Raw genomic sequence first — 13,180 nt, 5'->3', positions numbered from 1 at the left:
AGGTTCCAGACGCTCTTGTGCTGGGTTCCCTTCTCCCCCAGGGCGAGAGCCCCCTCCAGTTCCCTAGAAGTCGAGATCCCAGAGGGGGAAAAATCCCACCAGCAGCTCCACAATCACCAAAGCGGGCAGCAGGTTGGCCACCCGCAGGCGGGCCAGGCCGAGCAGGTTAATGCCAATACCCAGGATGAGGATCCCGCCAGTGGCTTCCAAGGCGGCGAGCAGGTCTGGGCGCAACAGCGGCTGCAGTTGCCGCGCCAGCAGGGCCACGCCTCCCTGAACCAAGAGCACCGGCAGGGCGGAAAACAGCGTGCCCCAGCCGAGGCTGGCCGTAAAGGCAAGGGTGGCAATGCCATCCAAGGCGGCCTTGACCAAGAGCAGCGAGGGATCCCCCAGGCCATCCTGGATAGCTCCCAGCAGAGTCATGGGGCCGACCACAAACAGGATGGTGGTGGTCACGAAGGCGCGGGCGATAGGGCTGGGGCCCAGCCAGGGGCTCACCCGCTTTTCCAGGCCCTGTCCCAGCCGCTCAAAGGCGGCCTCGAGGTCGATCCCTTCCCCCAGCAAAGCCCCCCCGATCAGGGCCAGCAAAACCGTTACCGCCTGGGCAGCGCTGCTGAGGGTGAGAGCCATCTGGATCCCCAAGACCAACACCAGGGATCCCAGGGCTTGCAACAGGGTTTGGCTTATGCGTTCGGGCAGGCGACGGCCCGCCGCCCAACCGAGGCCGCTGCCCACTAGGATCGCGAGGGCATTGACAAGGGTGCCGGTGCCGGGAGGAGCCATACAACGTGCCCAGAGCTAAGCTTTCTCGATTATTTCTCAGTCTCGGATATAAGGTTCGTCCCAAGCCTGCGCGGAAACACCTGGGCAGATGCACCATTTCTGCTGCCGATCCTGGCTATACTGAGGACACGCCCGCCCAGGCTAGAGGTGGGCTTTTACTCGGCAAAAATTCAGATGAGCTTTTGGAAAGGCCTGTTTGGGGCAGCAGGGGCCGCTACAACCAAAGAGCCGGCGCAAACAGCCAAAGCCGACCGTCGCCAGGAAACGTTGGCGGTGGGGGGGGAGACTATTGTCTTTAGCCTGGATCCCAACTTGGATCTGTATGAGCTGGAGGAACTTTGCGATGCAGTAGGGTGGTCGCGTCGCCCCATCCACAAGGTTAGGAAAGCCCTGCAACACAGTTTTCTGGTGGTGTCGATGTGGCAGCAGCGGGGCAGCTACCGTCGCCTCATCGGCTTTGCCCGCGCCACCTCTGACCACGCCTTCAATGCCACCATCTGGGATGTGGTGGTGCATCCTGAGTTTCAGGGCCGGGGGCTGGGCAGGCGGCTGATGGAAAAGGTGATCCACGAGCTGCGCGCCCAAGACATCAGCAACATCACCCTCTTTGCCGACCGCGATGTGGTTAGCTTCTACGAGCGGCTGGGCTTTACGCCCGACCCGGAGGGGATCAAGGGCATGTTCTGGTACCCCCGCTAGCCCATGGCTGCTCTGCCCACGGTGATCTTGCCCGGTTATCTGGCGGGCGCCTCTGAGTATGAGCCTTTGCGTCGGGAGCTGGAGGCCCGCGGTTACCCGGCTCGGGTGGTGCCGCTGCAGGTGCGCAGTTGGCTGCCTACCCTGGGAGGAAGGCCCGTCACGCCCATCTTGCAGGCGCTGCAGGCCACGATTCGGCGTACCCAAGCCGAGTTTGAAGTGGACCGGGTTAACCTGGTGGCCCACTCCGCGGGCGGCTGGATTGCCCGCATCTACCTGGGATCCGTGCCCTACGGGGGGCAGGTCTGGCAGGGGCGGGAGCACGTTTCCACCCTAATTAGCCTGGGATCCCCGCACACCAGCCGGGAGCGCTGGACAAGGCGCAACCTGGACTTCGTTAACACCCACTACCCGGGAGCCTTCTGGCCACAGGTCAAATACGTCTGTGTGGCGGGCAAGGCCATCCAAGGGCGGCGCGTGGGCCTGGGATCGCTATGGCGGCAGGAGCATTATCTGGCTTGGCTGGCCTACAACAGCTACCGGCTTACCGCCGGCCAAGGGGAGCTGTGGGGAGATGGCATCACCCCCATCGAGGCCGCCCATCTGCCAGGGGCCATCAACCTCACCCTTCCCGACTGTCACCATTCTGGTCGAGGCGGGCGGCGCTGGTACGGCTCGCCTGAGGTGGTGGACAGGTGGGCCCCCTATTTGGTCTAGGGGGTTTTAGCCGCTGGACTCCCTGCGATCGGCGGCGGGAGTCTCGGGCAGCGAGGCGGTGGATTGGCGGCGCTCCTGTTGGCGCCGGGCCGCTTTCACCATCTCCTCGACGATGGCCCGCGCCTGCTTCAGGCGATCCAAGTTGCTGCGGTAAAGCTCCAGATCTTTTTTGACTCGCTCCGGCGAAAAGGGTAGGTTGCCGATCACGTCCTCCAGAAAGTGGCGGGTGCGCTCTTCCGGCTCCTTGTAGAGCGAGGTGGCCACCGCTTCGTAGGCCGTGTAGAGGCCAACCGCCAAAACTCGGCTGTAGGCGTAGGGGGGCTGGGTCATGCGCTGCAAAATCGCCTTCAGCCCGCCCACATCTTCTGCCTCCGGCTTGAGACAGAGCAGGTTGTATCGCTGGACGGGATCCCCGCTGCGCATCAGCTCCAGCAGGTCGCGGGCGTTCTTGCGCAACACCTCCGGCTTCAGGTGCAGCGCCTTGCAGAGGGCGTTGAAGATGGCCTCGCGCTGCTCTGGGGGATGGTAGGCTTCCATCAGGCTGTCGTAGAGAGTAACCAGACCCAGGGCAAAAAAAGGATCGTAGACGAAGGCGCTGTTGACGGTGGTCAGGTGCAGCTCCACCAGCAACTCCTCCACCACTCGCCGGTAGGCGGCGTTGATCGGACGAGGGTAGGCGCTGAAAAAGGCCGCTTTGGTGGCGGAGAGGGTACGAACAGGGTTCACAGGCAGAGAAAGAGAGACCTTGAGGCAGATTTATTGCTTTCCTCTATTGTCCCCTGCAGCGACTCTGAGGGCAAGCAAGGGCCCCGGTTCCGCTATGGTGGGATACGGATGGGGAACCCTGGCTGGATCGAACAAGTGGATCGAATGAGAAGATGGCAGCAACAGAGGGAACAGTGGTGGTGAAGATCGGCACCTCCAGCTTGACAGACATGCAGACGGGCTCGCTGCGCCTTTCCGTGCTGGGGCCGCTGGTGGAGGTGCTGACTCGGCTGCGCAGCCAGGGCTATGCGGTAATCCTTGTCTCCTCCGGAGCGGTAGGGGTAGGCTGTGCCCGCCTGGGCCTGCGCCAACGACCCACGGCAATTGCAGAAAAACAGGCGGTGGCAGCAGTGGGGCAGGGACGGCTAATTCGCCTATACGATGATCTCTTCTCTGCTCTCAACCAACCCATTGCTCAGGTGCTGCTTACCCGCGGCGACTTTGTGGAGCGCAGCCGCTATGTCAATGCCAATCGCACCTTTGCCCAGCTGTTGCAGATGGGGGTTATCCCTATCGTCAACGAGAACGATACGGTGGCAGTGGAGGAGCTGAAGTTTGGTGACAATGATTCCCTCTCTGCCCTCGTGGCCAGCATGGTACAGGCCAAGTGGCTGATCCTGCTCACCGACGTGGACAGGCTCTATTCGGCGGATCCCCATCGGGACCCCTCCGCCGAGCCGATCGAACGGGTGTGGCGCGGGATGCCGCTGCAGATAAAGGCGGAAGCCCAAGGCAAAAGTGGCTGGGGCACGGGCGGCATGGCCACCAAGCTCACGGCGGCTCAAATCGCCACAGCCGCCGGCGTGACGGTGGTGATCACCAACGGCAAACGGCCCGATCAGATCCCGGCCATCTTGGCCGGAGAGCCCATCGGCACCCGCTTTGAGCCAGCTCCCCAGCCCGTTAGTGCTCGCAAGCGGTGGATTGCCTACGGCCTCATCCCCGAGGGATCCCTGACTCTGGATGAGGGAGCTGTAAGGGCAGTCTGTGAGCAGGGGCGCTCGCTGCTGCCGGCAGGGATCACCGACGTTTCTGGCGACTTTGAGGCAGGGGCAGCCGTGCGCCTGTGCGATCCCGGCGGACGGGAGGTGGGGCGGGGCCTGGTCAACTACAGCGCCGAGGAACTGCGGCGGATCAAAGGCAAGAAAACCGCCGAGATCCCCTACATCTTGGGCTACGAGGGAGTCGATACAGCGGTTCACCGGGATAACCTGGCCCTGCTTGACTAACACCTCAATCCCCCGGCTTAACCACCCACTCCACGGGGGTTTTGCTGGGATCGGGCAATTTCAGCGAAAACAGCCCTGCCATCAAAATCAACAGGGTGGAAAACCAGAGGCAGCCCTCCAGACCGTAAAGCTGGAAGAGGATCCCCGAAGTCACCGTCCCCAGCAGGCGCCCACCGGAGTTGGCCATGTAGTAAAAGCCCACGTTGAGGGCGACATCGTCATCCTCTGTGTAGGCCAGTACCAGATAGGAGTGCACCGCCGAGTTGAAGGCAAAGACGATCCCGAAGAGGATGAGGCCGCCGGTAACCACCCATTGCGGCGGCAGGCCGGCCATAAAAGCGGTAGCAATGAGTGCCGGCACCGCCGTCAAGGTGAACGTCCAGATCTGGATGGTGCGGGCCTTGGGGGCGCGACCCGGGCGACCTCCTCCCAGGAGCTGGGGCGCTAGGAACTGGATGATCCCATAGCCAATGACCCAGAGGGCCATGTAGCTGCCCACCTGCATAAAGCTCCAGCCTAGGCTGTCGTAGAGGAACACCGGCAGGGCCACCACAAACCACACATCGCGCGACCCAAAGAGGAAAAAGCGGGCGGCTGAGAGGAGGTTGATCTCGCGGCTTTTGGAAAACAGCCGCTTGAAGGGGATCTTGGCCTTGACCTTGCCCATGTCCGCCGGCAGCAGGATCCCGGAACAGAAGATCAAAGCCAGCGCCCCCGCCTGGACGAAATTGGCCATGCGGAAGCCCATGGGATCCCCGTAGATCTCAGTGAAGATCTGCAGCAGGGCCGCCCCGACGAAAAACCCTACCCCCTTGAGGGCGTTTTTGGATCCCGTCAGCATGGCCACCCAGCGGAAGAGGCGGGACTCGGCCTCCTTGGGCACCACCAGGCGGATGGCGCTTTTGGAGCTCATCTTGGTGAGATCTTTGGCGATCCCGGCCAGGGCTTGGGCCGTCATCACATAGGCCACCTGGCCCCAGACCGGCCATTGCAGGTTGATCACCCCCAGCATCACCAAGCCGAAGATCTGGATGGCGATGCCCCCGTACAGCGTCAGCCGCAGGCCAAACAGGGATCCAATCCAGCCGCCCAGAAAGTTGGTGATCACCCCAAAGATCTCGTAGAAGAGAAACAGCATGGCAATCTGAATCGGGGTGAAGCCCAACTTGTGGAAGTGGAGCAGCACCAACATGCGGATGGCGCCGTCGGTGAGGGTAAAGCCCCAGTAGGCAGCCGTTACCAGGGCATAGTTGCGCACGGCGGCAGCTTGGGCGCTCGAGACAGCAGTCATGGGCAGGCCTCCAAGGGGGATGCTTCAAAAAACGCTTCTATAAACTGAGGGCCACCTTGCGGGCCAATTCCGCCATGCGGTTGGCGTAGCCCCATTCGTTGTCGTACCAGGCCAGGATCTTCACCTGCGTGCCATCTACCACCATGGTGGAAGGGGCATCCACAATGCTGGAGCGGGGATCCCCCTTGAAATCCACCGAGACCAGCGGCAGCTCCTCATAGCCAAGGATGCCCTTGAGTTCCCCCTCGGCTGCCGTTTTTAAGAGATGATTCACCTCTTCCACCGTGGTGGGCCGCTTTACCTCGAACACCGCGTCGGTCAAAGAGGCATTGAGCAGGGGCACGCGCACGGCAAGGCCGTTGAGCTTTCCCTTCAGCTCAGGGTAGATGAGGCCGATGGCCTTGGCCGAGCCGGTGGTGGTGGGCACCAAAGACAGCAGAGCCGAGCGGGCCCGCCGCAGGTCTTTGTGGGGGGCATCCACCATACTTTGGGTATTGGTGACGTCGTGGACGGTGGTGATCACCCCGTGCAGGATGCCGATCCCCTCGTGGATGACCTTTACCAAGGGGGCCAGGCAGTTGGTGGTGCAGGAGGCGGCTGTGAGCAAATGGTGGCGAGCGGGGTCGTAGAGGTGGTCGTTGACGCCCATGACGATGTTGAGGGCCTCTTCATCCTGGACGGGGGCAGCCACAATGACTTTGCGCACCCCTGCTTTGAAGTAGGCATCCAGCTCTGCCGCCTTGACGAATTTGCCCGAGCACTCCAGCACCAGGTCGATCCCCAGATCCGCCCAAGGGACTTCGCCGGGAGATTTGAACTCGCTGAAGGTAAGGGTTTTGTCTTGGATGCGCAGCCGTTGCTCAGATGCCTCGATGTCGGTGTTCCAGCGGCCCTGCACTGAGTCGAACTTGAGCAGGTGAGCCGCAGTAGCAGGCCCACCTTTGATCTCGTTGATGTGGGCAAACTCCAGCTCCGGCCAACCCCAAGCCGCCCGCAGCACCAAACGCCCAATGCGGCCAAAACCGTTGATACCCACCCGTGCCGCCATAGATCCCCTCCCCCCAGCCGAATCTCGCCTAAAGCCTAGCAGAGCTAACTCGGGGTTATCAAGTTAAGGAGAATCGGCCAGGCCCTGGGCAACCTTGCACTCTTCCAATTCCAAAGCCACCCAAAGGGCCTTTCCCTGTCCCTTGCTCCGTGTCGACCTGGCTGCAGGCAGGGAACCTGTGGGATCGCTGCAGCAACAGGGGGGCAAGTAGGGCCAATTTGCCTGGGCTGGCCTGCTGCTCTCGCCTAGGGCCGGCGGGAGTTGTTGACGTCCAAGGCCGGCCATTCCACCCGTTCCACCTGGGGTCGAAAGCCCAGCCAAGGAGTGGCCAACTGGGCAAACCGCTCCGGATCCCCACTCACATAGAAGCGGTGAGGTTCTGCCTGGCTAGCAGTTGAGGGTCGGCGCAGGCCCCAGAGGCTGAGTTCCCGGGCCAGGGATCCCACCAGCGCCACGCCGGGATCCACCCGTCTGACCGAAGAGGGCAGCAAGGACTTCAGGAGAGGATCCAGCAGCGGGTAGTGGGTGCAGCCGTAGACGAGGGTGTCGATCCCCTGTTGCAGGAGCGGCTGCAAATAGCGTTCAGCCGCTTGGCGCAGCTCGGGGCCGTCCAACTGGCCGGCTTCGATGAGGGGGACGAACTCCGGGCAGGCCTGCTCCCAGCACTGGACAGGTTGGGGAAAGCGCCGGGGATCCAGGGCGCTGTACTCTTGAATGGCCTTGGAGTAGGCGCGGCTTTTGACCGTGGCTGCCGTGGCAATGACCCCAATGCGGGATCCCTGGGCCAGGGCCGCCTGGGCGCCGGGCAGGATCAGCCCCAGAATGGGCAGGGCAAACTCCTGCTGCACCTGCTCCAGGGCCAGCGCCGAGCTGGTGTTGCAGGCCATCACCACCACCTTCACCGGCTGCGCCTGCATCCAGCGGAGGATCTGCCGCACAAAAGTCAAGATCTCCTCGGCGGAGCGATCCCCATAGGGCAGCCGCGCCGTGTCGGCAAAGTAGACAAGGCGCTCCTGGGGCAAGCGACGGCGCAGGGCCCGCCAGACGGTGAGCCCGCCCAAGCCACTGTCAAACACCCCAATTGGCCAACTGGGATCCGGATCTGATCCCCACTCCCAACGCATGCTCCGTTCTCCTCAACACCTTGGCTGAAGCTGCTGTATCCTACCCTGCTTCCGAGAGTCTCGGCGACAGCTTCCCTACCCTGGGACTTCGTCCCTTCACGGAGTGGGCCGTAGGGGCGAACGGCTCAAACCAAAGATCCGACCGAGTCCCTATCTTTGGCGGCTACGCAGAAAGGCCTCGATGCCCTCGGCAATGGCCCGCGCCAAAATGGCCTGGTATTCGGGGGTAGCCAACTTTCGCCCTTCGGTTGGGTTGGTTACATACCCCAGCTCCAGCAGCACCGAAGGCATGCCCACCGGCGTTTCCCGCACCATGAAGAAGCGGGCCCGTCGCACCCCCCGGTCGGCGGCGCCGCTGGCCCTCACCAAGCTGCGGTGCAAGACCACAGCCAGCTCGGCGCTGTCGGGCCGCAGGTAGTAGGTCTCAATGCCGTGGATGCTGGAGCGCTCTAGAGCATTGGCGTGGATGCTCACCAGCAGAGTGGCGTTGGCCTGCACGGCCATATCCACCCGCGGCTGCAGCAGCACTTCCCGGTCGTCGGTGCGGGTCATCACCACCTCATACCCCCGCTCTTGCAACAGGTGTCGTACCTGGTGGGAAACGGAGAGCACGATGTCCTTTTCCTGGATCCCACCCACCCCAATGGCACCGGGATCCCGTCCGCCGTGGCCTGGATCGATGGCGATGACCGTCCGGCCCCGGCGGGAAGGAAGGGAAGCTTGGGCAGGCGGTTGCGGCTGGGGTGCGGACGGCGGAGCGTGGAGGGGGCGCAGCTCCAGGGTGATGCGGCGGGATCCCTGGCCGGGATTGGGCTCAAAGACGTTGAACTCTTCGGCAGGTTGCACCAGAATGCTGACCGTGCGGGCATCTTCCTGCACAAAGCGGATCCGCTGCACCGGCCCTCCAATTGGCAAGCCGGGATCCGGCAAGGACTCGGGTAGGCGGGCCGGTGCCACGTTGATGCGGTAGCCGCCGCTTTCCGGATCCCAGCCGGCCCGGTAGAACATGAACCCATCGGCGCTGATGATGAGCTGATTCCCCCGCAGCTCCACAGAGCGCAAGGTAGCCAGGGGCCCTTGGGAGTCGGCAGAGCTGAGATCGGGCAGAAGGCTGGCCTGGGCAGCACCCCCGGCGGGCTGGATCCAGATTCCTCCCTGCTGCGGGTCGTAGCGGGCCTCCCAGTCGCCACTGGAAGGATCCACATCCAAGACCACGCGGGCGATGGTGGGCTCGAATTGCCCCACCCGCAGCCGCGAAACCCCCAGGCGGTTGACGGTATAGACCCGCTGGGTGAGGGCGGGGCTGAGGGTGGTGTTGAGAAAATCCACCACCACTCGATCCGGATCGAGGATGCGCCGCACCGTGGTGGAAGGGCTACCCTGAGTGCGGATGAAAAAGCCCTCCGCTTGCGGAGAAATGGCCAAGATCCGATGGCTGGAAGGGGAGGTTGCAGGAGGAGAGAGTGGGCTGGCTTCGGGGCGGCGGGGCAGCGGCGGGGACGGTGAGATGGGATCCCTGGGGCCGGCTGCCGAGGGAAATAGCGGTGCTGCTGCGGGCAAGGGCTGCTCGGGTTGGAGGAACTGGACAGCCCAGCGGGAGGGACCAGCCGTGAGCAGTTGCAGTTGGTCGAGGCTGAGAGGCTGATCCGGCTGCAGGTGCAGCACAAAGCGAGTGATCGTTGGGGTGAACTGTTTGATCTCCAACGAGGTAACCCGCCCCGGAAAGGTCTGGGTTTGGGGCTCCCGCCCAAAGAGAGTGTTGGGAAAATCCAGCACTACCCTAGGAGGGTTTTGCAGCACAAACAGAAAAGGACGCACCTCTCCCTGGGTGTTGACCTCTAGCCATCCCCGCTGCGGGTCGTAGTGCCAACTCTCGATGCGAGACAAGCCAGGAACGGCGGTCAGCTCTGCTTGAGCGGGCAAGGGGGAAAATAAACCTGCTCCGGCCAAGCCCAGCAGCAGCGTTGCCCCCCACAGAGAGCTCTGCCTAGACAGTTTGGGCTCCCGTTCCAATCCAGGCATGAATTGCACCCACTCCGGCACACCTGCTGCCCTCAACTATACCAAGCTCCCCCCAGAGCGGCCTGAGAGGGAGCGCAATTTCGCCGTTGCCAGTCGGCCCAGGCCACAATGGGTAGGGATCCTCGTCCTGCCTCTGGAGTGTGGATGTCCCCCCTACCTGATCCCCTCCCCCTGGCCCGCGCTGGGGACAGCCAAGCGATCCTGCGGGTGGTTCGGGCAGAGCTCCTGAAGTGGCGCTGGCCCGCGCAAGTGTATCTTGCCGACAACACCTTGCGCATCGACCTGCTGGGATCCCCGTCCCAAAGCCCCTCTCCGCCGGTTGTTGTGGCCCGGCTGTTTTTGATGGTGAAGCAACTGCGGATTCCACGCCTAGAGCAATTGGAAATCCGCGCTTTCTGTGGCTCTCAGTTGCTTTGGCAGCGCAGCCTGCGTTTGAGATCCCAAAAGCGATGGGATCGGTTTTCTTTTGATAGCTGGGCGATAAATATCTGGGCTTACCCAGTTGCATTTGTGGTAGCCCTGCTGGTAAACAGCATTGCCCTATTGGAGTTGTTACATTTGCCTTGGCACATTTGGATTCACGAGCTGGGCCATGCCAGCATTGCCTGGTGGAGCGGGCATCGAGCTTTGCCCTTACCTTTTGGCTGGACCAGCATCAGTCCGGAAAAGGATCCCTTTGTGTACTTTGGGATCCTCTTTTTGCTGAGCTTGCTATTCTGGTCGACCCGCAAGGAGCGGATTCGATGGCTACAGGCATTGGTTGTTGTTCTTGCGCTGCTGCAGTTTTATATGACCTGGCTAATGCCCAATCGCACCAAAGAAATGCTAATTACCTTTGGCGGCGTGGGCGGCGAGTTTTACATCAGCACCTTCTTGATGGCCTGCTTTTATCTTCGCTTGCCAGATCGCTGGCGGTGGGACTTTTGGCGATTCGTCGTTCTGGGAGTTGCAGCCAGCAGCCTCTGGAGAAGCTTTTGGCAATGGCACAGAATCCAAAAAGGGCTAGCTCCGATCCCGTGGGGAACTCTGCTGTGTGGCCAGGGGGATGCTGGTGGGGATATGAACCGCTTGGTTGATGATTTTGGCTGGAGTGCCGACCAAATTATCCAGACCTACAAATGGTTAGGGAACTTGTGCATTTTGTTTATATTGGGCTTGTATATCGTATTTTTATTGCGAATGAACGATGGGATTTGGCTAAACCTACAAGCAAGGCTGATCCTCTGGGCTGATGCTCTTTCTGTGCCAAGCAAACACCGCTGAGGTAGGGCAGAGCAGGATCCTACCGGCATCGCATTCTAGGTAGGATCTCAGGCAATTAAGCCGGCTGGGGAGGACACCAGAAAAGATTGCGGCTGGAAACTCCCAGAGAATGGAGGATCTCTCTCATGATCTCTGTGCAGTACCGCCAATGCTCGGGATCCGCACACATGCGGTCGGGGTTGAACTCCATATCGTAGTGGATGACATTGGGGATCCCGGCAAACTCCTCTGAAGGCTGAGGGGAAATGATAAGGAGTAGGAAGGGCTTGCCCTTTCGCTTAGCGGACAATTTATCCATCAAGTCGATCACCGCGCCCCGCTGACAGCCGCCTGTGCGCACGAACAAGATCTTGTCCGCCTTTTCCAAGACATATAGAAAGCGCTTGGCGCGAGCTGTATAACGAGTCCGCATCCGCTCATGGATTGGATTCATATTCTGCAGGGGGTCTTCCCCCTCTTCCACCTCATGGCCGAAAGAAAGACCTGTCCACTTGCTGTGATAAATTCGCCTGTCTTCAGGGCTGTAGTGCAAATATTGCGGATCCCACATGCCCTGAAACTCGTGGTGGATCATATCGGCTACATCCGCTAGGTTGCTGGTGCGGGTTAGATCAAACGGAAAGGCAGGCCCGTCGTATTCCAACTTGTAGAGCAGCATCCGCACCGCACAGCGATCCCCCAGGGGAACAACAGCAACGCGATGAATATCAGATAAGGCGCATGTGTATTCCAATAGCATGACCGAGTTGGGAGCAGCCTTGACCCGGCTTTCCAACCCCCCCTCTCCAATCATCAACGTGCGAAAGGGAGCATCGCGATAGAGGGGATCCTCATAAACGCCTGTTGGCAGAGCTTTGAGGGCAGCCCGCACTTCTTTCCACATAGGGTGGATGTTGTACTCATAGCTGCTTTGGTTAATCACACACAGGCGGGGCTTGGGATCCAAGCCGGCGGATGGGTAGCTAAGTTTGAGGAGTGTTAGAGTCCCGTCACTAAAGACTATTTCTGAGGATTCCGGAGAGAAAAAATCGGCTGCCGGAGAAAAGACAAGGTCGGCATCTGGGGGAATGGAAAGGGTTGTTTGAATCAAGCCATTCTCATGAATGGAGAGGGAGTACAAAGGTTGATCTTGCCCTTTCTCACCGCTTTTACCAATATATAAGCCTGGCTGTAGTCGAGCTTCTTGAAAAGCAGCTTGTAAAGATTGCCAAGTCGGTGTCAAGGTGTAATCATAAGGAGTAATATTAACAAGGCGGAATCGATTCTGACCCTCCAAGGCCGCCCAAAAGCCAGAGGGATCCTCAAAAATCAGCTTTTCTTTGGATGATGCCAGCTTTAGGGGGGCTGACTTCACAGTGTTGGGATCAAAAATCGAGAGGTCAATAGCCGCAAACATGAGTTGGTGCCCCTTGGTATTAGGGTGGGCCGCGTCAAAAGCCAGATCCGGCTTCCAGCGCCCCTGGCCATCGTCTAAGATGGGCAGCCAGTTGAACACGGGGCATCCCCAACTGAGCATCCTTTGCTGAGTTTCCTGCAAAAGCAGATGCTGTTCTAGGCCGTAGTCTGCATGGGGGTAAACCCCTCCCAAAACTGGCAAGGCTCCAATGTCTTGAATTCGCTGAATTAACCGCTGCAGGCCGTTTTCAAACCGCCTTTGGACGGCACGGCGATGCTCCGGCAGAGCCGTGGCCAAGCCTTCATTTCCCAAAGACAAGGCAACAATAACGACATCGGGATGTTCAGGGATCACCACCTGCTCAAATCGGGCCAGGGTTCGGCTGACGTTTGCCCCCAATTCGGAGAGGTTCCGCACTTGATGGCCATAGCGTTCTCGTAGAGCTTTCTGCAACAGCCAGGCCCATCCTCGCAACAGCCAGGCGCTGCACCCCAGGGCCACCGAACTGCCCAAGACGACTATCTTCAGTCCCGGACAATCTTCGGGCTCAGGCTCGCTCACCGGCAAGGCAAAATAGCCGTATGGATAGAAAGGGATCCGGCCAAACTCGCCATCTTCCACGATCAAAACTGCCGGCAAAGGTTCCGGCTCAAGCGGCACCCAGCGATTCCTATCGGTGGCTTCCCAAATAACTTCGCCATCGGCCTGAACGCGCAGGTACCGGTACTGATACATTTACGCTGAACACTGCTGAGCATTACTGCTCAGCGGTGAAGCGATAGCATTCTGTCCGTTTCCGTTGTCACTACGCGACGCTGACGCGACCGCGCTACTCGGACGGAGTCC

Annotated in this window: 11 protein-coding genes; 4 read left to right on the top strand and 7 right to left on the bottom strand. The window is 60.6% G+C overall.

The features are described from left to right. Positions 1-63: 63 nt before the first annotated feature. The gene (locus tag SYN60AY4M2_RS11270) at positions 64-783 is read right to left on the bottom strand and encodes a DUF554 domain-containing protein (RefSeq protein WP_011430987.1); all 720 of its coding nucleotides are present in this window, start codon (positions 781-783) and stop codon (positions 64-66) included. A 174-nt stretch (positions 784-957) separates the two neighbouring features. Here SYN60AY4M2_RS11270 and SYN60AY4M2_RS11265 point away from each other — a divergent pair, with 174 nt between their 5' ends. Beyond that, positions 958-1,482, top strand: coding sequence for a GNAT family N-acetyltransferase (locus SYN60AY4M2_RS11265; protein ID WP_099812932.1), 525 nt, complete (start codon positions 958-960; stop codon positions 1,480-1,482). 3 nt (positions 1,483-1,485) lie between these two features. Then, positions 1,486-2,196, top strand: coding sequence for a hypothetical protein (locus tag SYN60AY4M2_RS11260; protein ID WP_011430989.1), 711 nt, complete (start codon positions 1,486-1,488; stop codon positions 2,194-2,196). Positions 2,197-2,202: 6 nt separating this feature from the next. Here the strand turns inward: SYN60AY4M2_RS11260 and psb29 are convergent, their stop codons facing one another. Further along, complete coding sequence (gene psb29 / locus SYN60AY4M2_RS11255) at positions 2,203-2,922, bottom strand: photosystem II biogenesis protein Psp29 (protein WP_011430990.1); 720 nt, start codon at positions 2,920-2,922, stop codon at positions 2,203-2,205. A 152-nt stretch (positions 2,923-3,074) separates the two neighbouring features. On the opposite strand from psb29, the gene proB reads away from it, so the two are divergent. Beyond that, a complete protein-coding gene (gene proB, locus SYN60AY4M2_RS11250) occupies positions 3,075-4,190 on the top strand; it encodes a glutamate 5-kinase (protein ID WP_099812931.1) in 1,116 nt (371 codons plus the stop codon). A 4-nt stretch (positions 4,191-4,194) separates the two neighbouring features. Here proB and arsJ read toward each other — a convergent pair whose 3' ends face one another. From arsJ to SYN60AY4M2_RS11230, 4 genes are all read right to left on the bottom strand, one after another. After that, positions 4,195-5,481, bottom strand: coding sequence for an organoarsenical effux MFS transporter ArsJ (gene arsJ, locus SYN60AY4M2_RS11245; protein WP_011430992.1), 1,287 nt, complete (start codon positions 5,479-5,481; stop codon positions 4,195-4,197). 37 nt (positions 5,482-5,518) lie between these two features. Beyond that, positions 5,519-6,529 (bottom strand): ArsJ-associated glyceraldehyde-3-phosphate dehydrogenase, encoded by a 1,011-nt coding sequence (locus SYN60AY4M2_RS11240; protein ID WP_011430993.1) that lies wholly within the window; start codon positions 6,527-6,529, stop codon positions 5,519-5,521. A 245-nt stretch (positions 6,530-6,774) separates the two neighbouring features. Next, positions 6,775-7,653 carry a glutamate racemase gene (gene murI, locus SYN60AY4M2_RS11235; RefSeq protein WP_011430994.1) on the bottom strand — a complete coding sequence of 293 codons (879 nt, stop codon included), beginning with the start codon at positions 7,651-7,653 and terminating at the stop codon, positions 6,775-6,777. Positions 7,654-7,803: 150 nt separating this feature from the next. Further along, positions 7,804-9,675, bottom strand: coding sequence for an N-acetylmuramoyl-L-alanine amidase (locus tag SYN60AY4M2_RS11230; protein WP_011430995.1), 1,872 nt, complete (start codon positions 9,673-9,675; stop codon positions 7,804-7,806). A gap of 342 nt (positions 9,676-10,017) precedes the next feature. Here SYN60AY4M2_RS11230 and SYN60AY4M2_RS11225 point away from each other — a divergent pair, with 342 nt between their 5' ends. Beyond that, positions 10,018-10,938, top strand: coding sequence for a hypothetical protein (locus tag SYN60AY4M2_RS11225; RefSeq protein WP_240527338.1), 921 nt, complete (start codon positions 10,018-10,020; stop codon positions 10,936-10,938). Positions 10,939-10,993: 55 nt separating this feature from the next. Here the strand turns inward: SYN60AY4M2_RS11225 and SYN60AY4M2_RS11220 are convergent, their stop codons facing one another. Further along, positions 10,994-13,069, bottom strand: a complete 2,076-nt coding sequence (locus SYN60AY4M2_RS11220) for a DUF1796 family putative cysteine peptidase (RefSeq protein ID WP_240527836.1) — start codon at positions 13,067-13,069, stop codon at positions 10,994-10,996. Positions 13,070-13,180 lie beyond the last annotated feature (111 nt).

Source organism: Synechococcus sp. 60AY4M2 (assembly GCF_002760375.1).
In the GTDB taxonomy this organism is placed as follows: Bacteria; Cyanobacteriota; Cyanobacteriia; order Thermostichales; family Thermostichaceae; genus Thermostichus.
Note: the sequence above shows the minus strand (reverse complement) of the source record. Positions and strands in the feature narration are given on the sequence as shown.

Excerpts from the sequence above, each read along its gene's own strand:
- arsJ (WP_011430992.1), bottom strand. The coding sequence starts at position 5,481 with ATGACTGCTGTCTCGAGCGCCCAAGCTGCCGCCGTGCGCAACTATGCC.
- SYN60AY4M2_RS11260 (WP_011430989.1), top strand. The coding sequence starts at position 1,486 with ATGGCTGCTCTGCCCACGGTGATCTTGCCCGGTTATCTGGCGGGCGCC.
- murI (WP_011430994.1), bottom strand. The coding sequence starts at position 7,653 with ATGCGTTGGGAGTGGGGATCAGATCCGGATCCCAGTTGGCCAATTGGG.
- proB (WP_099812931.1), top strand. The coding sequence starts at position 3,075 with ATGGCAGCAACAGAGGGAACAGTGGTGGTGAAGATCGGCACCTCCAGC.
- SYN60AY4M2_RS11230 (WP_011430995.1), bottom strand. The coding sequence starts at position 9,675 with ATGCCTGGATTGGAACGGGAGCCCAAACTGTCTAGGCAGAGCTCTCTG.
- SYN60AY4M2_RS11265 (WP_099812932.1), top strand. The coding sequence starts at position 958 with ATGAGCTTTTGGAAAGGCCTGTTTGGGGCAGCAGGGGCCGCTACAACC.
- SYN60AY4M2_RS11270 (WP_011430987.1), bottom strand. The coding sequence starts at position 783 with ATGGCTCCTCCCGGCACCGGCACCCTTGTCAATGCCCTCGCGATCCTA.
- SYN60AY4M2_RS11225 (WP_240527338.1), top strand. The coding sequence starts at position 10,018 with ATGGTGAAGCAACTGCGGATTCCACGCCTAGAGCAATTGGAAATCCGC.
- SYN60AY4M2_RS11220 (WP_240527836.1), bottom strand. The coding sequence starts at position 13,069 with ATGTATCAGTACCGGTACCTGCGCGTTCAGGCCGATGGCGAAGTTATT.
- SYN60AY4M2_RS11240 (WP_011430993.1), bottom strand. The coding sequence starts at position 6,529 with ATGGCGGCACGGGTGGGTATCAACGGTTTTGGCCGCATTGGGCGTTTG.